20 protein-coding genes are annotated in these 22,473 nt (G+C 61.2%); 4 read left to right on the plus strand and 16 right to left on the minus strand.

Annotation, left to right across the window (positions count from 1 at the left end):
* The first annotated feature begins 99 nt into the window (after window positions 1-99).
* The 4 genes from M2401_RS33375 (at window position 100) to M2401_RS33390 (ending at window position 3,787) form a co-directional block, all read left to right on the plus strand.
* On the plus strand, window positions 100-999 hold the full coding sequence (locus M2401_RS33375; RefSeq protein WP_259111194.1) for a LysR family transcriptional regulator: 900 nt from the start codon (window positions 100-102) through the stop codon (window positions 997-999).
* 132 nt (window positions 1,000-1,131) lie between these two features.
* Window positions 1,132-2,502: a GntP family permease gene (locus tag M2401_RS33380; protein WP_259111195.1), complete on the plus strand. Its 1,371-nt coding sequence runs from the start codon at window positions 1,132-1,134 to the stop codon at window positions 2,500-2,502.
* Window positions 2,503-2,776: 274 nt separating this feature from the next.
* On the plus strand, window positions 2,777-3,052 hold the full coding sequence (locus M2401_RS33385) for a hypothetical protein (RefSeq protein WP_259111197.1): 276 nt from the start codon (window positions 2,777-2,779) through the stop codon (window positions 3,050-3,052).
* Window positions 3,053-3,178: 126 nt separating this feature from the next.
* Entirely contained in the window at window positions 3,179-3,787 is a 609-nt protein-coding gene (locus M2401_RS33390; protein ID WP_259111198.1) for a LysE family translocator, read from the plus strand.
* A 6-nt stretch (window positions 3,788-3,793) separates the two neighbouring features.
* Here M2401_RS33390 and ssuE read toward each other — a convergent pair whose 3' ends face one another.
* From ssuE to M2401_RS33470, 16 genes are all read right to left on the minus strand, one after another.
* The gene (gene ssuE / locus M2401_RS33395; protein ID WP_259111200.1) at window positions 3,794-4,375 is read right to left on the minus strand and encodes an NADPH-dependent FMN reductase; all 582 of its coding nucleotides are present in this window, start codon (window positions 4,373-4,375) and stop codon (window positions 3,794-3,796) included.
* Between the two features lie 252 nt (window positions 4,376-4,627).
* Window positions 4,628-5,713 carry a polysaccharide biosynthesis/export family protein gene (locus M2401_RS33400; RefSeq protein WP_259111202.1) on the minus strand — a complete coding sequence of 362 codons (1,086 nt, stop codon included), beginning with the start codon at window positions 5,711-5,713 and terminating at the stop codon, window positions 4,628-4,630.
* A 145-nt stretch (window positions 5,714-5,858) separates the two neighbouring features.
* Window positions 5,859-7,271, minus strand: a complete 1,413-nt coding sequence (locus M2401_RS33405; RefSeq protein ID WP_259111204.1) for an undecaprenyl-phosphate glucose phosphotransferase — start codon at window positions 7,269-7,271, stop codon at window positions 5,859-5,861.
* A gap of 13 nt (window positions 7,272-7,284) precedes the next feature.
* Window positions 7,285-8,502 (minus strand): glycosyltransferase family 4 protein, encoded by a 1,218-nt coding sequence (locus tag M2401_RS33410; protein ID WP_259111206.1) that lies wholly within the window; start codon window positions 8,500-8,502, stop codon window positions 7,285-7,287.
* Between the two features lie 30 nt (window positions 8,503-8,532).
* A complete protein-coding gene (locus tag M2401_RS33415; protein WP_259111209.1) occupies window positions 8,533-9,564 on the minus strand; it encodes an acyltransferase in 1,032 nt (343 codons plus the stop codon).
* Window positions 9,561-10,664 (minus strand): glycosyltransferase family 1 protein, encoded by a 1,104-nt coding sequence (locus M2401_RS33420; protein ID WP_259111211.1) that lies wholly within the window; start codon window positions 10,662-10,664, stop codon window positions 9,561-9,563. The genes M2401_RS33415 and M2401_RS33420 overlap by 4 nt, the downstream gene beginning before the upstream one ends.
* A gap of 207 nt (window positions 10,665-10,871) precedes the next feature.
* A complete protein-coding gene (locus tag M2401_RS33425) occupies window positions 10,872-12,161 on the minus strand; it encodes a hypothetical protein (RefSeq protein ID WP_259111212.1) in 1,290 nt (429 codons plus the stop codon).
* An 8-nt stretch (window positions 12,162-12,169) separates the two neighbouring features.
* Window positions 12,170-13,396: a glycosyltransferase family 4 protein gene (locus tag M2401_RS33430; RefSeq protein WP_259111213.1), complete on the minus strand. Its 1,227-nt coding sequence runs from the start codon at window positions 13,394-13,396 to the stop codon at window positions 12,170-12,172.
* Window positions 13,393-14,394: a glycosyltransferase gene (locus M2401_RS33435; protein ID WP_259111214.1), complete on the minus strand. Its 1,002-nt coding sequence runs from the start codon at window positions 14,392-14,394 to the stop codon at window positions 13,393-13,395. The genes M2401_RS33430 and M2401_RS33435 overlap by 4 nt, the downstream gene beginning before the upstream one ends.
* Window positions 14,395-14,538: 144 nt before the next feature.
* Window positions 14,539-15,045, minus strand: a complete 507-nt coding sequence (rfaH, locus tag M2401_RS33440; RefSeq protein ID WP_259111216.1) for a transcription/translation regulatory transformer protein RfaH — start codon at window positions 15,043-15,045, stop codon at window positions 14,539-14,541.
* Window positions 15,042-15,839, minus strand: coding sequence for a WbqC family protein (locus M2401_RS33445; protein ID WP_259111217.1), 798 nt, complete (start codon window positions 15,837-15,839; stop codon window positions 15,042-15,044). Before M2401_RS33445 ends, rfaH begins: the two co-directional genes overlap by 4 nt.
* Before the next feature lie 44 nt (window positions 15,840-15,883).
* A complete protein-coding gene (locus tag M2401_RS33450) occupies window positions 15,884-18,097 on the minus strand; it encodes a polysaccharide biosynthesis tyrosine autokinase (RefSeq protein WP_259111219.1) in 2,214 nt (737 codons plus the stop codon).
* Window positions 18,098-18,550 carry a low molecular weight protein-tyrosine-phosphatase gene (locus M2401_RS33455; protein ID WP_259111221.1) on the minus strand — a complete coding sequence of 151 codons (453 nt, stop codon included), beginning with the start codon at window positions 18,548-18,550 and terminating at the stop codon, window positions 18,098-18,100.
* Complete coding sequence (locus M2401_RS33460; RefSeq protein WP_259111222.1) at window positions 18,540-19,475, minus strand: glycosyltransferase; 936 nt, start codon at window positions 19,473-19,475, stop codon at window positions 18,540-18,542. The genes M2401_RS33455 and M2401_RS33460 overlap by 11 nt, the downstream gene beginning before the upstream one ends.
* Before the next feature lie 3 nt (window positions 19,476-19,478).
* Window positions 19,479-20,999 (minus strand): lipopolysaccharide biosynthesis protein, encoded by a 1,521-nt coding sequence (locus tag M2401_RS33465; protein ID WP_259111223.1) that lies wholly within the window; start codon window positions 20,997-20,999, stop codon window positions 19,479-19,481.
* Window positions 20,999-22,120, minus strand: coding sequence for a DegT/DnrJ/EryC1/StrS aminotransferase family protein (locus tag M2401_RS33470; protein WP_259111224.1), 1,122 nt, complete (start codon window positions 22,118-22,120; stop codon window positions 20,999-21,001). The genes M2401_RS33465 and M2401_RS33470 overlap by 1 nt, the downstream gene beginning before the upstream one ends.
* Between the last annotated feature and the right edge of the window lie 353 nt (window positions 22,121-22,473).

Raw genomic sequence — 22,473 nt, forward strand, 5'->3', positions numbered from 1 at the left:
ACCGACGAGTCTGTCGGTGGGGCGTTGGTTGCATCTTCTCTCGCAGGCAATGATTTGTTAATTTTGTTTTTATGATTAATTGATAAGAAAACTAAATATATGAACGTCAAGCAACTGCGTGCATTTCTGGCCGTGGCCCAGAGCCTGAGCTTTGCCCAGGCCGGGGAGCGCCTGCATCTGTCGCAACCGGCCCTGAGCCTGACGATCAAGGCCCTGGAAGAAGACCTGGGCGGCCAACTGCTCAGCCGCACCACCCGCAGCGTCAGCCTGACCCCGGAAGGTGAAACCCTGCTGCCTCTGGCCCGGCAACTGCTGGCCGACTGGGACAACACCGAGGAATTGCTGCGTCAGCGGTTCACCCTGCAACTGGGGCGGGTCTCGGTGTCGGCCATGCCATCGTTTGCCGGGACCTTGCTGCCTGCGGCGCTCAAGGTCTTTCGCGGGCGTTTCCCGCGGGTCAATGTGGCGGTGCATGACGTGATCAACGAGCAGGTACTGGAAATGGTCCGCCATCGCCGGGTCGAACTGGGCATCGGTTTCGAACCGGAGTCTAGCAACGAGCTGCTGTTCACGCCGTTCTACATGGACCGCTTTGTTGCGGTGGTGCCCAGGGAGTCGCCATTGGCCTTGCGCAAGGAGCTGACCTGGAGTGATCTGCTCAAGGAGGATTTCATTGCCCTGCAGCGTCCGTCCGCGGTGCGTCTGCTGCTTGAGGACCATGTTCAGGCGCAGCACGGCAAGCTCTCTGTGGCCTTTGAGAGTCATCAACTTTCTACGGTCGGGCGCATGGTCGCCAATGGCCTGGGGGTCAGCGCGGTGCCATCACTGTGCATCCAGCAGATGCAGGAGCTGGGTGCCCATTGCGTGGCGCTGTCCGAGCCGCGTATCGAACGACGTATCGGTTTGATGATGCTGGCCGATCATCAGCTCTCGGCGGCCGCCCAGGCCCTGCGCGAGGTCTTGATCGAATGTGCGCATAATCCAGGAGAAACCCTTTAGATAGAGGGGTTAAAGCCAATTTTTATGTAAAGAATTTCCTGTAATCGTTAGGTGATAAGGTATCGTTTCGAAAAAAACTATAACCAAATGTTTCCATCGAAACGCACACACACAACGATAAGGAGTCATCCCTTGGATGTATCGTCTGCTGCCTGGTTGGTGCATGACACCCGTCTGATCATCTGCTGCCTGGTGGCCATTGCCACCATCATCGTATTGATCAGCCTGACCAAGCTTCCCCCCTTTCTCTCGATCCTGATTGGTACTTTCATTGCCGGCATCGGCGCTGGCTTGCCCGCTGAAGCGGTGGCCAAGGCGTTCAGTAAAGGCGCGGGCGGCATTCTCGGCGAGGCCGGGATCATCATTGCCCTGGGCGCCATGCTCGGTGCGCTGATGGCCGAGTCCGGTGCTGCCGACCGCATTGCCAGTACCCTGCTGGGGCTGGGCAAGGGGCGCATGCTGCCCTGGGTCATGGCGCTGGTGGCCATGGTCATCGGCTTGCCACTGTTCTTCGAAGTCGGTCTGGTGATGATGGTGCCGATCATCTTCGTCATGGCCCGTCGCTCTGACCAGCCGCTGCTGAAAATCGCCATCCCGGCCCTGGCGGGGATGACCACCTTGCATGCCTTGATGCCCCCTCATCCGGGGCCATTGATTGCGGTGAGCGCGCTGCATGCCGACCTGGGCCTGACCATGCTCCTGGGCATCTGCATCGCGGTTCCGGCGGTGATTCTGGCCGGTCCTCTGTATGGCAACTGGTTGTCCAAGCGTCTGCATATCGAAGCGCCTGCCGAGTTGGGCGAACTGTTTTCGGCCAAGCCTGAGGCCAAGCGCCAGCCGAGCTTCGGCGTGTCGCTGCTGATCATCCTGCTGCCGGTCATCCTGATGCTCGGCAGTACCCTGGCCAAAGTGGCCATGGCGCCGGAAAGCAACGTTGCCTTGACTCTGAAATTCCTCGGCGAGCCGCTGGTAGCTCTGGGTCTGGCGGTGATTGCCGCAGTGATCTGCCTGGGTTGGGCCAATGGCATCTCCCGGGAACAGGTGGGCGGTACGCTGCGTAAGAGCCTGGCGCCGATAGCCGTGCTGTTGCTGACCATTGGTGCCGGTGGCGGCCTCAAGCAGACCCTGCTCGATGCCGGTGTCAGCCAGACCATCAGCAAGGTCGCTGAAGGCGCCCATATGCCGTACCTGCTGCTGGCCTGGCTGATCGCCGTGGCGCTGCGTCAGGCAACTGGCTCGGCGACGGTCGCAACCACCACCACGGCGGGTATCCTCGCGCCGATGATGGCAGGCCTGGCCGCCACGCAAAGCTCCCTGGTGGCCCTGGCCATCGGTGCCGGTTCGGTGTTCTTCTGCCACGTCAACGACGCAGGCTTCTGGATGGTCCGCGAATACTTCGGCCTGCAACTGAAACAGACCATCCTGGTCTGGTCGGTGCTGCAGACCATCGTTTCGGTGGTGGGGCTGGTCGGGACCTTGCTGTTGTGGCATTGGTTGACGTGAGTTAAGGCGGGCAGATTCTCTGCGGGACCGGCTTTCCGGGTCGATGCAGGTTTGTGGGAGCGAATTCATTCGCGAAACGGTACTTCAGACCATATAGATGCGTCGGATGTACCGGCCTCTTCGCGAATGAATTCGCTCCCACAGAGTTCGCTTCCACAAAATCTCTTTCCTCCCTTTCCCAATATCGACTATCGAGCGCAGTGATTTTTGCCAGAACGGCCTCGGGCGTAGCCTAGGTTCATTCCCGAAATGAACCTGATTCAGAGGCTGCACAATGAACCGTCTTCTCACTCTCGCCATGTTGCTCAGCGTTGCCATCGTCACGGGTTGCTCCACCCACAACCCGGTGGAACTGCGCCCTTACACTGCCGAAGAAACCCATCAGTTGGCCCTCGAAGACCTGAATCGTCGCGGTCTGTCGTTCGATGAGTATCAGGCTCAGAAAGCCCGCCTGATGGCCCGGCCACAGATGCAGGCTGTCCACGAGTTCGATAATCGTGGCGAAGTCAGCGTCGATAGCGGCGTCATCAAGGCCGATCGCCAGGGCTGAAACAGTCCTCCTGAAGTTTGATTTTATAGAAACTGTACTGGTTAAAGTTCGCTGAACTGTCCATGTGTTTTCAGGAAGCGCTTCGCTACGGTGATCGGCCTGATTGATTGAACCCTGGACCTGTAGATGCCGCTCTCCCTTGATCTGCTTCTGGCATTCGCCCTGTTTGCCTTTGTCACCTCAGCCACACCCGGCCCCAACAACACCATGTTGCTGGCTTCGGGGGTGAACTTCGGATTCAGCCGTACCATTCCCCATATGCTGGGCATCAGCATCGGCTTCTTCGTTCTGGTGTTGGCGGTGGGCTTCGGTCTGGGCACGGTGTTCCAGACCTGGCCGGTGCTCTACACAGTGCTGCGTTATATCGGCGCGGCCTATCTGCTGTATCTGTCGTGGAAAATCGCCACCTCCGGCCCGGCTTCGGAATCCTCCGACAGCACCGGCAAACCCTTGACCTTTATCGGCGCCGCGCTGTTCCAGTGGGTCAATCCCAAGGCCTGGATCATGGCCATTGGCGCCATCAGCACCTACACGCCCATGCAGGGTTACTTCACCAATGTCGTGGTGATTTCGGCGGTATTCGCCCTGATCAACCTGCCCAGCGTCGGCATGTGGGCCGGCTTCGGCAGCCTGTTGCGCAATGTACTGCGCAACCCGCGGGGGCTGCGCCTGTTCAATTGGGGGATGGCGACGTTGTTGGTGCTGTCGCTGGTGCCGTTGTTGCTGGAGCACTGAAGGGCGCTACAACGCCAACCGCAAATGCCCACCCGCCTGGATCTGCCGGGCCTGATGGCGTCGTTGCAAGCCATGCTGGAAATGTTCCAGCCCTTCATGCAGGCGCTGGGTCAGGATTTCGTCGAGGGTGCCGCCCTGTGGATTGTCGCCGTAAGTGATCTGGGTATCGATGGCGAAGATCCCGTGCAGCACCTCCTGGCACTTGAGTGCTGACAGCACCGGCTTGAGCGCGTAATCCACTGCCAGCATATGGGCCATGCTGCCGCCCGTGGCCAGTGGCAGGACTACCTTGCCCAGCAACGAGCGTTCGGGCAGCAGGTCGAGCAGGGTTTTCAGGGCGCCGGAGAACGAGGCCTTGTACACCGGCGTGGCGATCAGCAGACCGTCGGCCTGGCTTACCGCTTCGATAAAGGCCTTGACCTGGGGGCTGTCGAAACGGGCGAAGAGCAGATCTTCGGCATTGAAATCACGAATACGCAGGGTACTGACCTCGACGCCCTGGCTTTCCAGCCAGCGCGCGGCATGGGCCAGGACCACGCCGGAGCGGGATTTTTCGGTGGGGCTGCCTGAGAGTGAAACGACCAGCATGGGCTTTTGTCCTTGGGAAGAGCGTGTAATGCCGTAGCAGCATGCATGCCAGCTCTTTGAGGTTGTCTAATTGATTGAAATAAAAGGGATTTAATAACTTTCGGCGATGGGCTTCGTCAGCCAGAACTGTCGCCGCAATGAGCAAGTGTCGATCCACTGTTGCTGAGGCAACACTTGGGGAGCAAATGCCGGGCAAAAAAATCCCCGCAGTCGATGCGGGGAGGCGGTTGGGGCTTGAAGGGGAGGCTGCCGTCAGTTTCTGAAGGCGGCGCCGGTCTGGATGACGCTGGCCGAGCCCAGCAGCTGGCTGATGAAGCGGCTCCAACGGGTGATATTGGCCGGGCCGACGAACACCACGTCTTGTGCTTGCAGCTCGAACTGCTTAGCCAGCACGTAGGCAGTGGGTTTTTCTGCGTTCAGATGAAAGACCGTCGCGCTGCCGATATTGTTTTGCGCACCGCGAATCACATAGACCGCATCACCATCAGCGCTTTCCGGACTCAGGCCGCCGGAGTTACCGAGGGCTTCGAGCAGGGTCACGCTGGTGGTGCCGAAAGTGATTACCTGGGGACGCTGCACCTCGCCGAGTACATAGATCTTGTTCTTCGAGTTGCTGTTCAGGTGCAGGTAATCGCCGTCCTTGAGGTAGATCTTGTTCAGTTGCGAGTTCGGTCGGTTGAGGGTGTCGACGTCGATGGGATAGTCCTTGCCGCCACGTCTGAGGGTCAGGCCGGCCAGGTTGGCGTCGCCCAGGTCGAGCCCGGCGACGCTGATCGCCTGCACCAGACTCAGGGGAATATTGTTGATCGGTTGCGGGCCGGGCGCTTTGAACGACCCGGAGAGCAATATCCGTTGGCTGTTGTAGCGCACTACTTTGACGTCGACCTTGACCTCGGTGTATTGCGGCGACAGGCCCATGCGCAACTGGTCGCGGATTTCCCGCACCGTCTTGCCGCCTGCCTGGATCCGGCCGACGTAGGGGAAGAACAGCGTGCCGTCGCTGAGCACTTCCCGGGTATTGGCATCGAGTTGATCGTTGGAGCCCGGCGCGGTTAGTTCCGGGTGTTCGAAGACCACCACCAGCAGGGCGTCACCGGGGCCGACCACGTACTCAGGCGGTACGTAGTTGAGCAGTTCCGGCGGCAGCGGCCGGGCTACGGCGGTGGCCTGCTGCTGTTGTTGCTTGAGGGTTTGCGGGGTGATCTGGACAAGGTGTGCGTCGGGCTCGTCTGGTGTCCTGGCTTCGACGTCACCAGGGGTCATGTGCTGTCCGGGGGCAAAAGCGCAGCCTTGCAGAATAAGGCTGGAGAGCAGCACAACAGCTAGCGTTTGCTTCATAGAGGTGTTCCTTCCTAATAAGGTGCTCAAGGCACCACAGTGATTTCATTGCTTCCTTTACCAACACCGAACAGGGTTATCAGACGTGCAGGCACCTCCCTCCGGCTGGCAGGCCGGGACGGGTAGTCATTGAGGGGAAGGGGACTTAAAACGCGTTCTTGTTGAGAAAGCCTTTGAACAGCGTCAACAGGATGATTTTCAGATCGAGCCACAGCGACCATTGCTCGATGTATTGCAGGTCGAATTCGATGCGCTTGCGCATCTTGTCCAGGGTGTCGGTTTCGCCGCGCCAGCCATTGATCTGGGCCCAGCCGGTGATCCCCGGCTTGACTTTGTGTCGCAGCATGTAGCCGCTGACCTGACGGCGGTATTGCTCGTTGTGTGCCACAGCGTGGGGCCGCGGGCCGACGATGGACATGTCGCCACGCAGCACGTTGAAGAACTGCGGCAGCTCATCCAGGGAGGTGCGCCGCAAGAACGCACCCAAGGGGGTGATCCGCGCATCGTTGCGGGTCGCCTGGCGGATCACATCGCCGTTTTCCTGCACGGTCATGCTGCGGAATTTCCAGACCATGATCGCCCGCCCGTCCAGGCCGTAGCGGCGCTGGCGAAACAGCACAGGTCCCCTGGAGGTGAGCTTGATCGCCAGGGCAATCAGCAGCATGGGCGCGGCGATCAGCAGCAGGATCAGGCTTGCCAGCAAGATGTCTTCCAGGCGCTTGACGATGCTCCAGGCGCCGTCCATGGGCGAGTCAAAAATGCTGATGCTGGTCAGGCCATTGATGCTCTCGCTGCGTGCATGCAACAGCTCGAACATGAACACATCCGGGATCAGGTACACCGAGGCGGTGGTGTCGCTCAGTCCCTCGATCAGCTCTGGCAACTGTGGATGGCCGCTAAGGCCCAGGGTGATGTAGATCTTGTCGATCTTGCCGGCGCGGGCGTCTTCGACCAGTTGCTGCAGATCGCCCAGTACCGGGATGCGTCGGCCGCTGTCGGTGAGGTCCATCTGCTGCGGCTCTGCGTCATAGAAGCCGAGTAGGTTCAGGCCCATCCACGGTGCGCTGGAGATGGACAGCGCCAGGCGGGCGCCGACCTGACCGGTTCCGACAATGGCGATGCGCCGGGTGTTGAAGCCGCGCCTGCGCATGCCGTGCAGCACGCTGCGAATCAGCAGGCGGTAGCCGCAGAGCACCGCCAGCACACTGGCGAACCAGGTCATCTGATCGTCGCTGGGCAGGTCGCCACGGCGCAACAGCAGGTAATCCACCGTGAGCAGGATGACGAAGGTCAGTCCCCAGTAATTGGACACCTTGACCAGCTCGCGCAGGATGCGCTCGCCGCGCCATGAGCCATACAGCTGATGCAGCTCACTGAGCCAGTGGAAGACCAGCACGGCCAGAAGGATCTGCATCCAGGCTTCACTGTCGCCGGCGGTCACGCCGTGACAATTGAACCAGTAACCGACCGAGACGATGACGGTCAGGTCGAGCAGGCGGTGGGCGATCGACAAGGCCGATTGATGGGCATGCAGAATGCCGCGAACAGGGGTACGCATGGACATTGCTCGCTCAGACGGGCTTGATCGGGACGACGCGCGCAGGCAGGTCGCTGCCGATGACGATGGGCGTCGCCTGGGGCATGCGGTAATGCGCCGGGCTACGGGCCAGACGTGCTGCGGCCAGGCGGCTTTCGACGAAATTCTTCATCTGCTCCTCGAAGCGCTCGGCAGAAAAACGCTCGGCGTTACTGCGACAGGCCTGGCTGTTGATGCGGCCTTGAGCGCTTTCGAATTCGCTGACGGCAGCGATCAGCGCCGCTGCGTTCTGTTGCTGGTAGAACACCCCGGTAGGCTGCGGATGATCGAGGCCGCAGACGGTTTCCAGCACGCCGCCCTTGCCGAAAGCTATCACTGGCGTGCCGCAGGCCTGGGCTTCCACCGGGCTGATGCCGAAGTCTTCCTCGGCGGCAAAGACAAAGGCCTTGGCATTGCGCATGTGTTCGACCAGTACGGCAAAGGGTTGATAGCCCATCAGCGTCACATTGGTCGGGCACAGCGCCTGGATCCTGGGCATTTCCGGGCCGTCGCCGATCACGATCAGACGCTTGTCCGGCATGGCGGCAAAGGCTTCGACGATCATCGGCATGCGCTTGTAGGGGACCATGCGCGAGGCGGTGAAGTAGTAGTCCTGCTTGTGTTCTTGCAGGCTGAAGCCACGGGTGTCGACCGGGGGGTAGATCACCGTCGATTCGCGCCGGTAGGCCTTGGCCACCCGTGCGCCGATAAAGCGTGAGTTGACCACAAAGTCATCGACCCCGGCCGAGGTGCGCTGATCCCACAGACGCATGTAGTGCAGGATCATCCGCGCCAGGCTGCCTTTCAGACCTCGGTTCAGGCCGGCTTCGTTGAGGTATTGGTGCTGCAGGTCCCAGGCATAGCGGATGGGCGAATGCACGTAGCTGATATGCAGTTGGTCAGGACCGCTGAGCACCCCCTTGGCCACGGCATGGCTGCTGCTGATGATCAGGTCATAGGCGGACAGGTCCAGCTGTTCGATGGCCAGAGGCATCAGCGGCAGGTAGCGCTGGTAATGCGTCCTGGCCTTGGGCAGGCGCTGGATAAAGGTGGTTTTGGCGATCTTGCCGCCCAGGTGGGCGCGGTCCTGCTCGCTGAGGAAGTCGATGACGCTGAACAGGTCGGCTTGCGGCCAGATAGTGAGCAGGCTGGCAAGCACGCGCTCGGCGCCGGCATAGGTCACCAGCCAGTCGTGGACGATGGCAATTTTCATGGGCGTTCTCTGGGTTGGCCCGGCTCTACTTCAGGCGCGTGCGGCGTGCGTCTTGGCGTGGCGTTGGTTAAGGCGTTGGCCGAGTTGGATGAACGGCGTTTCCAGGTAGCGAAAGCACAGATGGGCGGCGCCGAGGCTGAGTATCAGGGTCGACAACGCGGCCAACGTACCCGGTCCGAACAGGTATTGGCTGAGCAACAGCAGGCTGGGATGCAGCAGGTACAGGGAGTAACTGATGCCGCCGAGCCAGACCAGCAAGGGATGATTCAGGCGCCATTTCTGGGTCAGCAGGATGAAACTGGACAGGGCCAGGACGTAGGTGAACAGGTAGCGCCCCCAACTTTCGCCGGTGCCCATGTCGGCGCTGTAGCCGAGGATCAAAGTCGGTGGCAGCAGCAGGGCGTAACCGAGCAACAGGCGACGAAGGCTGCTTGCCAGTTCTGCGCTGTGTTCGGCCAACAGCCACTGGCGCCAGATCGAGCCGCTGAACATCAGCGACAAGGCCAGGGGCAAGGCCACCGGCAGCTTGCTGTCGCTGATGGCCCGGGCTGCGGCCATGATCAGTGCCACGGCCAGTGCCGCGAGGGCGCAGCGGCGACGTACCTGCAGTTGGTACAGGCGACCACTGAGAAACAGCAGCAGGCACAGGGCGTAGAACACCAGTTCGATGAACAGCGTCCAGTACAGGCCGATCACATCCTCGAAGCCCAGGGCTGCCTGGACCATGCTCAGGTTGGCGACGATCTGCGGCCATGGCGGCAGCGCACTGCCGGTCAGGCTCAGCATCGCCAGCCAGGCCAGTAACGACAGCCAGTACGCCGGGTAGAGGCGCATGAAGCGCGACACCACAAAGTGCCGGGCGCCATCGGGGCCTGGGCGCAGGCTATAGGGGATGACCACGCCGCTAATCATGAAGAACCACAGCACACCCAGTTTGCCCGGATCGAACAGCACGTCGAACAGCCAGATATGCCCCGGATACATCAACGGCAGGCTATGGGTGAACACCACCAGCAAAGCGGCTATGCCACGCAGGGCGTCGAGATAGGCAAGACGTTTCATGGCCGCGCCTCGGGGCTGGCGGAAGGCGGCTCTGCTGCTGTGTGCCCGGCGAGCAGGGTATCGATACGCAGGGAGACGCGCCGCGCCGACTCATCCCAGGAATACCGCGAGACATTATTGAAGCCGCGCCGCCGCAGGGCCTGACGCAGCGGCAAGTCTTCAAGGATGCGTTGCATGGCCATGGCCATATGGCCGATATCCAGGGGGTCGAAATACAGGGCACTGGCTTGCAGCACCTCAGGTATAGACGCCGCATTGGCCGCCAGCACCGGGCAGCCGCAGGCCTGGGCTTCCAGTGGCGGAATGCCGAAGCCTTCATACAGCGACGGAAAGACGAATGCCGCAGCGCTCTGGTATTGCTGAATCAACTCGGCATCGTTCAGCCGTCCGAGAAAACGGATGCGCGGGTCGCGACAGGCCAGGCGCTGCAGTTCCGGGTCGGAATGGATTTCGCTGGCGGCGCCGACGATATGCAATTGCAGGTCGGGATAGCCGCGCAGGCTGAGAAAGGCCTGGATCATGCGATTGAAGTTCTTGTGCGCACTGGGTGACGACACGGCCAGCAGGAAGTGTTGCCGGTTACTGAGTGGCGGGCCGGGCTGAAACGCCGCGCTGACGGCATTGGGCACGACAAAGATGCGCTGCTCGGGAAAGCCGTAATGCCCGGCGATTTCGCCACGGGAGAAGCTGCTGACGGTGAGCAACGCGCGCAGGCGTGACAAGAGGATGGGCATCATCAGCCGGTAGATCGTACGAAATCCCCGGGAGTAACTCTGCGGATGGCGCACGTAATTGATGTCATGGTGGGTCGCCAACTGGTTGCGGTAGAACATCGGCGCACTGCTGCCCAGGGACACCAACAAGGGGCTGGCGTGGCGTAGCAGATACAGCGGCAGGTCCAGTTGTTCCCACAGATGGCCGCGGTTATGGCCGATGCACTGCACGTCCAGCAGGCGCGCACTGTCGTGCATTTTGATGTCATGGGGCGCGACGAAGACCAGATCGTCGCGCACCGCCTTGAGCGCCAGGCAGATCTGTTCGGCGAAACGCTGCACTCCCCGCAGTTCCTGAGTGAGAAAACGGGCATTGATAACGATCATCGGGTGCGTCCTGCAAGGTGATGGATTCGGTGCTTGGAGAAGGACTTGTTTGGCCGCGATTGTGTGGGAGCGAATTCATTCGCGAAGAGGCCGGGACATCCGACGCATATGCAGCGTCTGAAACATCGCGTTCGCGAATGAATTCGCTCCCACAGCTCTCATGGATCCCTTCAAGTGATTGATTACAAAACCCAGGCGAAAAGCTTGTCACTGGGCAAACAACGGCGGTTTGTTGCCCAGGCTGATGATCTTGGGAAAATCATCCAGGCCGATCTGTGCGGTGCAGCGACCGTCGTTGCATTGCCAGGCGATGCCGCTGTCGAATTGGCCTTTGAGCGGCTGGCTGCTGTCGATCAGTTGCACGTTGCCGCGCTGCATGCTGCTGGCGTCGACCCGGACGGTGTTGCTGGCAGCGCTGGTCCAGGCCACCAGTACCTGATCGGTGCCCCTGGCAAAACGCAGCAGGTAGTTGCCGTCCAGCTCGCGGCTTTTTTCCGGGTCGTAGCGGTAGTCGTGCAGCGTCGGGCTGATTGCCTTGAGGGTCAGGTAGGCCGGCTTGGGTGTCAGGTCTTCCCTGAACAGACCGAAATTCTGTTGCGGGTCACGACGGTCGCTGCCATCGAACAGGCCGGCCCACCACAGACCCTTGATATCCGGCAGGGTCTGGGCGAGAAAAAAACTGCGCGCCAGGTAAGCCGCCTGGGTCTGTTCGCTCAGTCCGCATTTGCCGTTGTTGCTCGGCCAGCCCATCCGGCTCAGGTACAACGGCACCGGACGCGCCGCCAGGGTGCGCAGATCGCTGTCGATCCAGCGCAGCCAGGCCATCCAGCGCTCCGGGGTGCGACGCTCGTCGTGGCGGCAATACACAAAGGGGTGCAGGGACAGGCCATCGGCATGTTGCAGCACCCCGGACTCGATCAGGCGGTCGGCGAAACCCAGGTCCAGGCCTTGGCTGGTCACGGCACCGGCGAGGATGGTCTGCGGCTTTTTCTGTTGGCGAATGCGCCGGGCGCTGTCTTCGACCAGTTGGCTGTAGTCCAGGCTGAACTCTTCGGCGGCCGGATTCTCCTTGTCCCACTCGTTCCAGATTTCATAGAAATCGACATTGGCGCTCAGCTCGCGGCTGACGAAACTCACGTAATTGCCAAAGGCGTCCCGGACTTGCGGTTGCCGGGGCTTGGCATAGTTGTCGTAGAACGGGCTGCCATAGCCCAGCACCAGCAAGGGTCGCAGGCGATGTTCCCGCGCCTTGCTGACATACGTCTGCCAGGCCGGGTCGATACGCAGTGCGCCGCGCTGCGGTTCGGCGACGGGCCACCAGGCGTCGTCACGGACCGAGTCGACGCCGGCATCTTCAAGCAATTGCAGGGTCCTGGCCGGTGACGCGGCTTTATTCATCAGGTCGGTGGCGACACCGATAATGAAAGGTTCTTCGGCCGGAGCGCAGGCGGTGTAGAACAGGCTGGCGAGCAGCAGCATCAACAGGGGCCTGGGCATGATGTTTCTCAAGCAAGCGTCATGGGCTGGGGTAATCGGTCGCGGTCCAGGGTCTGGCGGAAAATGCGCTGGTAGCTGTCGAGCATGCGTTCCAGATCCAGCAGGGCCAGGACGCTGCCACGGGCCTGGCGGGCGAGCCTGGCCAGCAGCTCCGGTTGCTGATGCAGCTTGAGCATGGCCACGCCCAGGGAGTCGCGGTCGTCGGGGCTGCACAGCAGGCCGTTGTGCTGGTCCTGGATGATTTCCGGCAGGCCGCCCATACGGCTGGCGATCACCGGTACGCCGTGGGCGCAGGCTTCCACGGCGACCATGCCGAAGGGTTCGTTCCACAGTGATGGCACGATGGCGACATCAATCTGGCCGTAGAACGCCTGAGGCGTCTGATAGCCGACGAACTGGATGCGTGGCGAAGTGACCATGGCCTTGAAGCGCAGCTCATCTTCGCTTTGCCCGCGTCCGGCAATCTGCAGGGTGGCATCGAACGGCAGCTGTTGGAATTGTTCTATCAGCCAGGCGAGGCCTTTAGCGCCTGACAGCGTGCCCATGTAGCCAAAGCGCAGCGGCGCCTTTGACGAGGGCGGCGGCAGAGCCTTGAGCGGTGCCGGAGTGAAGGGGCTGGCGTTGTACACCACTTCACTATGGACACCCTGGAAATACCCCCGGGCCTGTAGGGTCTCGAGCACAAAGCGGCTGACCCCGACCACGGTCGCAACCTGGGCCGAGCGCTGCCCGTGACCCTGGCGCAGTCGCCCGCAGAGCCCGCACGGGTTCTGGCAGGCCTGGCCCTTCTTGAACATCGTGCTGGAGGGGCAGAGCAGGTAGTAATCATGCAGGACCTGGACGATAGGCAGGCCGCTGGCGCGGATTTCATCCCAGGCCGAGACCGACCAGCCGGTGAGGTTATGGCACACCACAAGGTCCGGTTTGACCCGTTCGATGACTTCGCGGATAGGCCCGCGCATGCCCTGGTTGTCACGGTCGCGCAGGTGCCAGCCCAGACGCAGCAGGCGGCCGGGGCGTCGGTCGGTATAGTGCCAGTAGAAGTTGCGCAGCCCGGCGCGGTAGACCCGCACCCGGTTCAGCGACTCTTCACTCAGCCCGGCGTCGGGCCCGGTGACCAGCACGCTGACCCGGCAATCGCGCCTGGCCAGACCTTCCACTGTGCGTTGCAGGATGACTTCCGCGCCGCCGCCGACATGGGGCGTGTACAGACTGCTGAGGAACAGAATGTTCATAGTGGATACGCCCTGTTCAGGCCGAGGCGGCCGGACTCACCGTCGTCTATGGCTTTTTCGATCAGACTCAGGCGCTGTTCGGCTCCGCGGCGCCGGGCGATCAGACGCAGCAGGCGAAAGAACACCCAGCGATTGAGGCGGTAGAGCAGCTCGGAACGGGCCCAGATGTTCTTGTCGAACCAGGCCTGATTACGGGCACCGTAGTAAGCGCGCAGGTCGGAACTGCCGAGCAGGTAGGTCTCATAGATGTTGGCGGTGCGGGCCTTGATGTTCCAGGAGTCTTCCAGATCGTCGAGCAGGGCTTCGAGAACCAGGAAAATCCGCCCGCCGCCGGCAGTGATGCGCCAGGTGTATTCGCTGTCGTCGGCGTACAGCATCAGCGCGTCCAGGGGCAGGCCGATCTGATGGAACAGGCTGCGGTGGGCGAGCAGGCCGCCGTAGGTGGCGAAAGGCAGCTGCACCAGCGGCGCCGGTGTGTGCCTGCCCTGGGGTTTGCCCCAGGGCAGGCGCCGCCAGATCTTGTAGGGCAACTGGGCGATATGAAAGCCGAAGTAGCTGGAGCGTCGCTGAATGGCAAAGCGCTCTGGCACACCGGCGGCGATGTCGGCCTGGTGGGTCGGCCGAAAGCCCAGTACGGCGGCCTTGTCCAGGCCATCGATGCGCTGGCGCTCGTGCAGATGTTGATGCAGGATCGAAATGGCGTGGATGGTCGGCGCGTTATCGTCGTCCATCAGCCAGATATGTTCGGCACCGGCGTCCAGCGCCGCCTGAATACCCACCGAATAGCCCTTGGCCGAACCGCTGTTGTGTTGCAGGTAAATGATCTCGATTCGCCCGGGCCAGGCGCGACCCAATGACTCCAGTGGCGCGACCGAGGCATTGCTGACGATGATCACCCGCTCGATCAAAGGGCTTTCCAGCGAGCGGCTGATCAGCGTGTGCAGGTAGTTGAAACGGTCACCATAGGTGAGCGTCACCAGAGTTGTCAGGTTGGGCATGCTGAGGTTCCGCAGAGTGAATAGACGGGACAATGGCGGCCCGTGGGAGCGAGGCTTGCCCGCGAAGGCGGTGTTCCGGATGAGGAGGATGTATCGGGTGTACTGGCCTCTTCGCGGGCAAGCCATGCTCCCAAGGCTTTTTGTTTAAACTCTGGCTTCCATCCGCGACAGGCTGCTTATGGGCAGGATCACTTTCTGTTCGCGTTGCAGCAGGTTGAGCAGGATCACTGCGCGTTCATCGCCATCACGGGTCAGGAAAATGGCTTCGATGTCGCACATTTCCCCGGCCTTGATCAGTACCGCCTCGCCCTGGCGGAACTCATGGCGCGGCGCGGGCGTTGCCAGGCGTACGCGGATCTGTTCGATCAGTTCGTCCTGCACCGGCACCGGATGGCCGCCGAAGGTGACGATGCGTGAGACGCCACGGGTAGAGCGGATCGGGTACCAGTTGTCGTGCACCTGATCCATGCGAATGAACAGGTAGCCGGGGAACAGCGCCTCTTCGCTGGGCGTGCGCTTTTTTCCATCGTCGGGACGCAGTGGCCGGTAGCACTCGAACTGTTGGCGCTGCAGGTGTTCCTCTGCGCGGGCTTCCTGGCGCGGTTTGGTCTGGATCAGGTACCAACGGGCGGGGCTGTCGAACTGATTCATTGGGGGCACTCCGTGGCCATTGCGTGGGAAGGCGGTTCGTTCGGGTCGGCGTATATCGGCGAGAGCTCACCGGGGGCACCTTGGCTGTCCGTGACCTGGTAGCACTTGAGCATTTCCTGCACATGCTCGACGCAGTTGAACATCAGCACATCGATGATCGACAGGTGGGGTACGAAGTCGTGCTTGAACTGCCGATAGACGATCGCGTCCATCTGGAAAAAGCGCACCAGCAGGCCGCGACGGGCGAAATACTCGCGGTTGTACAGCTCGCTGCCGCCGATGGGGTTGAGAAAGGTGGTCGCGGCGAACGTCAGGCAGATATTGGCGACGCGATCCTGCTTGTCTTCGCAGGAATCGAGGCACAGATCGGAACCGCGCAGGATCGGCGTGACGATATGCAGGTAGGCGCACAGCTCGCGGATCGAGTGTTCGATGTACAGGGCCAGGTTGCGCTGGGGAAAGCGGATCAGGCGTTCCAGCAGGGGCATGACCTGGGCGAAGTAGGGCGCCTTGCGGTAGCACTGGCTGATCAGATTGATCAGGCGCGAGGCTTCGTTTTCAAAGGGATCAACCAGCTGTCGTGCCACGATGGGCAGTTCGAAACCGGCTTTTTTCAGGGGGAACGTCAACAGCCGCGGTGCGCCGTTTTGCAGGATGCGATTGCGATTGACCCAGCCGGCACGGATGTATTGCAGGTCATCGCCGAGCACGAAAACATCGGCTGCGGCGATCATCTGAAAATAGCCGAGGTAGGGAAACAGGTAGGGCTGCATCATTGCAATGGTCCTGGCCATGTGTAACTCCTTGGCGGATGGTGAGGGGAAGCGCCTTGGGGGGATTATTTGCGTACCGGGGTGTAGTCGTAGCCGTAGGCGGCGCAGTCGTAGTCGGCGGTGGCGGCCTTGCGCAGCACGCCATTGAAGATGGCGCCCTTGATCAGCACGCCGTTCTGGCCCAGGCGACGCTTGCAGGCTTCGACTTCCTTGATCGTACTCAGGCCGAAGCGGGTGACCAGCAGGCAGGTCCCGGCCTGACGGCCGACCAGGGTGGCGTCGGTCACGGCGAGGATCGGCGGGGTGTCGATCAGCACCAGGTCATAGAGGGGCGAGAGTTCGCTGAGCAGCTTGTTGAAGTTGTCGTGCATCAACAGCTCCGACGGGTTGGGTGCGGCAAAACCACAGGAAATGAAATCCAGGTTGCGTACTTCGGTGTGGTTGATCACCTCGGCGAATTTCAACCGTGCGGCCAGGGTGTCGGACAGCCCGTGCTTGGGCTGCAAGCCGAATACCCGTTGCAGGTAACCCTTGCGCATGTCGGCATCGATCAGCAGTACACGCTTGCCGGTCTGGGCGACGATCACCGCCAGGTTGCTGGAGACGAATGATTTGCCGACACCCGGTGAGGGACTTGAGATCATCAGCACGTTATTGCGCGCCTCGAGCATGGCGAAATGCAGGCTGGTGCGCAGGCTGCGCAGCGACTCGATGGCCAGCTCCGTAGGGGCCGACAGGCTGAGCAGGCGCGACTCCCGGGCCGAGCGATGCTGGGTGTTCTTGTCCAGGCGCTCCTGTTGCCGCGAGTACGGCAGTGAGGCGTACACCGGCATGCCGCTATGCTCGAGCAGCTCGGGGTTTTCCACTCCGCGATAGAAGGCCTGGCGTACGAATACCAGGGCCACCGCTACCACTGTGCCGAACAGCAGGGCTACCAGGACGATGAGCTTTTTCATCGGCTTGACCGGGACTTCGACGTTGGCGTCGGCGTTGTCGATGATCCGCACGTTGCCGATGCTGCCGGCGCGCAGGATGTCCTGTTCCTGACTTTTGTTGAGCATCAGGGTGTAGGTCTGGCTGGTCACCTGCATGTCACGGGTCAGGCGCAGCAATTCCTGTTGGGTGACGGGCAGGGCTTCGATCTTCTTCAGCAGCCCCTGTTTCTGGGTTTCCAGCTGGCCCATCTGGGTCATCAGGGCACGATAGGTCGGATGCTCGGGGGTATACAAACGCTCGACTTCCACGCGCTTGAGCTTGAGCTCCGAGAGCAGCGAGTCCAGATGCACCACCTGATCGAGCACGGCCTTGGTCTCGATGTTCAGGTCCACCGACTTGGCGCTGGTCTGGAAGTTGTTCAGCGCCGTCTCAGAGTCTTCCAGCTGTTTGCGTACACCCGGCAACTGCGAGCGCAGAAACTCCAGGCGCTGGGCCGCTTCGGCGGAGCTGCGCTCGACGTTCTGCCGGACATACAGGCGGCTGACTTCGTTGAGTACGCGGTTGGCCTTGTCCGGATCCGGGTCCTGGATAGCCAGGTAGACAATCCCGGAGTCCTTGCCGACTTCGCTGATTTTCAGGCGATCCTGATAGGCCAGGGAGGCGCTGAGGGTGCGCAGTTTATTGACCAGGAACTCGGTGCCGGGCCGGGCCTTGAGGGTGGCGACCTGGATTTTTACGCCATGACCTTCGACCACCTGGTTGGTCGCGCCGCTGAGCAACGGCGTGCGCTCTTCATCATAGAGCGTGAACATCCCCGCTTTACCTGCAACCAGAGTCAGTTCCTGGCCCAACAGGCCTTCGGGAACCTCCAGTTGGAATACGTCGATTTGCTCGCCGCCCCAGGCGTAGCCGGTCAGGCCGAACAGCGGCTGGCCGAAGTCGCCTTCCTTGGCAGGCTTGAAGGTGCGGTACAGATAGCGGCCGACCACCGGCAGGAATTTAGGGCCCTGCACGATGTTGAGCTTGAGGTCGGTCACCACCTTGCCGAGTACGGCGCGGGACTTGATCAGTTCGATCTCGGTGGTGGCCGGGGATACGGAAAACGGCTTGCTGCTGATATCGGGGGTGCCGGCAATGCCGACTTTTTTCTGCTCGATCTGGATCATTGCATTGGCCTGATAGACCGGTGTCGCGAGCAGCGCGTAGGCCAGGCCGACCAGGCCAAACAGCGTGACGATGCTGATGATCATGCCCTTGTGATCAAACAGTGTGCGCAAGATAGTTGCCAGGTCGATCCGGGAGTCTTGGTGATAGTCCAGGGAAGAACGCGTCATGACGGTCATTTATCTTGTTTCTCCTGACGGTAGATAAGGCAGCCAGTCGTCGACGCATCGCGAGAGCTGCTCAAAGGTCTGTTCAAAGGCGAGTTGCGGGCGCCGGTAGGGATCGGCGATGGCCAACGAGTGCTGCCATTTACCGAGCAGGAAGGTCTTGCCACGGACTTCTGGCGCCAGCTTGAGGATGTACTGCGCCTGATCCGGCTCCATCACCAGGATCAACCCGGCGTCGCGCAGCATCTGGCGGTCGACCTGGCGGGCCTTGTGCGGACCGCATGGCACGCCGTGGCGCTTGAGCACTGCCTTGGCCAATGGCTCCAGACCCGAACCGGTCACGGCGGCTATTCCGGCCGAGACAATCTGCACATCACGCTCGGGCAGGCGTTGGCGCATCAGGGCCATGGCCATGGGGCTGCGGCAGATATTGCCGACACAGATCAGCAGTACGTTACTGAACATGGGGCTTGCCATTGCTGATCAACAGGCGCTTGCCCAGGTTGACGCTGAAGTTGCGCAGTACCAGTGCCAAAGCCTTGAGTTTGTGCCAGGGGCTCAGGGCCGCCAGCGCCAGGCAGACCACCTCGATCAGGAAGTATTCGTACAGGTCCTGCTTGCCCAGGCGGCGGTAATAACAGGCCAGGCCGGAGTAAGTCTGCATGGTCATATGCAGCTTTTGCTTGCTGCTGCGCATGGAGAAGATCCCGCCGGGATGGACCCGGTAGGCCGCCGGTTTGATTTCGGCCATGAACTTGCCCTTGCCGTGGGCGCCCAGCAGCGACCACCAGCACAAGTCACCCAGGGGGGCGACGGGCATCTGCAGTTCGGCGGGAAGCGGGCTCATGACGTTGCGAAAGCACACCGTCAGCGTGGAAATGGCCCGCGCCCGTTGCAATTGCAGGGCGCTGGCATCGCTGCGCAGCGCGCCGGTGAGCTGCACGCCGTATTGACCATCGTCGTCGAAGGCCACGGCGTCGTGATAGGTGATCACGTAGTCGGGATGGCTTTCGAGGAAGTCCACTTGCAGTTGCAGCTTGCGCGGATCGGTCCAGTAATCGTCACCTTCGCAATAGGCGATGTAGCGGCCACGGGACTTGAGGAACAGGCTGGGTGAAGGATTGATGCCCTGGCGGAACTGGTTCACCTCCTGATAGAAGGCGCGGATGATCGTCGGATAGCGCTCGGCGTATTGAGCGATGATGGCGGCGGTGTTGTCGGTGGACGCATCGTCATGGATCAGGATTTCGAAATTGAACGAGGTCTGTTGTGACAGGAAACCTTCCAACGCCTTGGCGATAAATGCTTCGTGGTTGTAGGTCGGGCAGATGATGCTGAGCAGTGGTTCATTCGAGACGGCCCCGGCTCGGTTTTTTATTGACTCATCCATGACTCATGTACTCGGTTTGCGAAACAGAATGTAGAGGCGTGTCATCAATGGCCGGTCGCTTGCCATCACCAGCAGCAGGGTCAACAGACCACTGAGAGCCAGGCCCGCCAACAGACCGAGGCGGCTGTCGTCGGCAATCAGGCTGAACAGCGGCGCGCTCACGCTGACGCCTACGGCGCTCATGGCGCTGATGCGCAGCAGGTCGCGCAGCCACGGCCCCTGGATATCCGGTGCCAGGCGCTGATGCACGATGCTCGGCCAGATGGCGAAGGACAGTGCGCGCAGGGCGAACCAGGCCAGCGCCGCCCCATAGGCGCCTTGATACGCAATGGCGAAAAACATCACCGGGACGGTAATCACGGCCGAAGCCAGGCTGTACCAGACGTGCAACTGGATCCGCCCGTGGGCGTATTGCAGATAGAACTGGAAGGCGCTGATGGCCATGATCACGCTGCCCAGGGCATACCAGGGCAGAATCGAACGGCTCCACAGGGCTGCATCGAGATCGCCGCTCCAGGCGTAGATCACCGCCTGCCCGTGAGTCGCGATCAACGCGGCCAGAGGAATCAACAGGGTGCAGACGAAACGGTTGGCGGACAGAAACAGTTGTTGCATTTCTGCCTGTCGGCCTTCGGCGATCAATACTGTCAGACGTGGCAGCAGGGTCTGTACCAGGGGGTTGCTGAGCATCATGATGCCGGTGCTGATCAGCGCGACCAGGGCGAAATAACCGTAGTGATCAAGAGGCAGGCGCTCGGACAACAGCACCTTGTCCAGCTGCGTCAGGACAATCCACAGAATGCTGGTGAGGGACAGGCTCGCGGCAAACGGCAAAATCGGCTTGACCAGCTGCCAGGCGAACCCGCTCAGGGCGTAGGGTGCGGGCATCTGCTGATAGGCACGCACGGCGAAGATCAACGCTTCCAGCAGGCCGACGGCCACCTGAAACTGGAAGAAGTCCCGCGGTTGCTGGGAGATCTGACTCACCAGCAGCAGACCACCGAAGTACCGCAGGGTGGCAATGACTACATTGGCGCCGTTGAGCCAGGCGTGCTGCTCCAGTCCTTGCAGGCCACTTTTATACAGCGTCGCATACAGGCGCAAAGCGATGATCAGGCCCATCAGGCTGATGCAGTCGACCAGCGTCTGGGTCGGCAGCGTCCGGGCCTTGAGCCACTGCTCGGCGAGCCATGGACTGGCCGCAGCGATGGCGGCACAGCACAATCCGGCCAGCGGCAGGAACAGCAACTCAAACGAGCGCAGCAAGTGCCCGGTGTTACGCTGGCTGAGGGGCAACCCCTGCTGGTTGGCGACAGCCCGGACCAGGCTGGGGGACAGACCGGCGTCAAGCAACTGCAGCCAGGCCTGCATCACTGCAAAGAAACCGATCAGGCCATAGGCTTCCGCCCCGAGATGACCGAGGTAGAAGGGCATGATGAGAATGCCGACCAGCATGGCGTAAGCCTGGCCGGCATAGCTCAACGCAGTGTTGCGCACCACCGAGCGTTTCTGCGGCGTGCCCATCAAATGACCTGGGCCAGAACAGGGCTCTGATAGAACGCCTTGGACAGGCTGCACTCTTCCAGCAGGGCCTGGATCACCCGGTCCTGATCTTCCCGTGCCAGGCCCGGATAGATCGGCAGGCACAGCACACGCTCACTCAGGGTCCGGGACTCGCTTTGGGGAATCTGCGGTTGCAGATATTCCAGGGTGTCCAGTGACGGGTAAAAGTAGCGCCGCGGGTTGATGCCCCGGCTGTTGAGCACGGTGCGTACGCGCAGCAACTGCTGTTCGTTGTTCAGACCTACCGGGTAGTAGCTGCGATTAAGCAGGCTGTTGTCCTGGGGCTTTTGCAGGTCCAGGTAATTGCTCAGCCTGGCATCGTAGCGGTGGGCGATTTCCGCGCGCTCTTCGAGGATATTGTCGATATCGTCGAGAATGCACAGGCCCATGGCTGCCGAGAACTCATTGAGTTTGGCGTTGATGCCGATGCCGTCGATGCGGTCGGTATCGGCAATACCGAAGTTGCACAGCAGGTAGATACGCCGCGCCAGTTCGTCATCGTTGGTGATGATCGCGCCGCCTTCGATGGTGTGGAACAGTTTGGTGGCGTGAAAACTCAAGGTGCTGATATCGCCCCAGTTGAGCACCGATTGCCCGGCGTGGCGCACGGCAAAGGCATGGGCGCCGTCGTACACCACCTTGAGCCGGTGCTTGCGCGCGATCTGCTCGATGCGTTCCACGGCGCAGGGGTTGCCGAATACATGGGTGCCGACGATGGCGGTGGTGTCGGACTCGATCCGCCGCTCGATCTGCTGCGGATCAATATTCCAGGTGCAGGGGTCGATATCGGCGAACACCGGCCGGATACCTTCCCATTGCAGCGAGCTGCTGGTGGCGACGAAGCTGAATGGCGTGGTCACCGCGCTGCCGGTCAACCCCAGGGCACGGTAGGCGACTTGCAGCGCCAGGGTGCCGTTGTTGGTCAGGATGATATGTTTGACGCCCAGATAATCCTTGAGCCGCGTCTCCAGTTCACCAAGCAGCGGCCCGTGGTTGGTCAGCCAGCCGCGCGAGTAGATCCCTTCGACATAGCCTTTGAACTTGTCGATATCCCCCAAGTACGTCTTGGTCACGTTGATCATCGAAGCCTCCATGTGCGTTGCGCGCTGTCGTTGCGAGAACTGCATCGGCCGGATGGCAAGCGGAGGGGGGCGGGCTGGCGAGTGTTCGTCCATGCCGCAGGCGACTCAGATGAGGGGACACGCCTGTAGGCACGCCAAACCCTGCTTCGCACTCCGATTACCAGGTGGGAACAGGCCGGCGGCCTAAAACGTCCGTTTTTTGCTGCTGTAGACGTGTCTGGGCACGCTACCGCCAAATCCCTTTAGCCAGGACTTCGAGTCAATCTTTGCCAGGCCAGCAAATCGTTTCGGGCTAACTAAGATGTGTGTCGATCAGCCATTTTTCGGCAAAGCTACCGCCATGCCGGATGAAC

Origin of the sequence: Pseudomonas sp. JUb42 (assembly GCF_024807945.1) — a bacterium.
In the GTDB taxonomy this organism is placed as follows: domain Bacteria; phylum Pseudomonadota; class Gammaproteobacteria; order Pseudomonadales; family Pseudomonadaceae; genus Aquipseudomonas.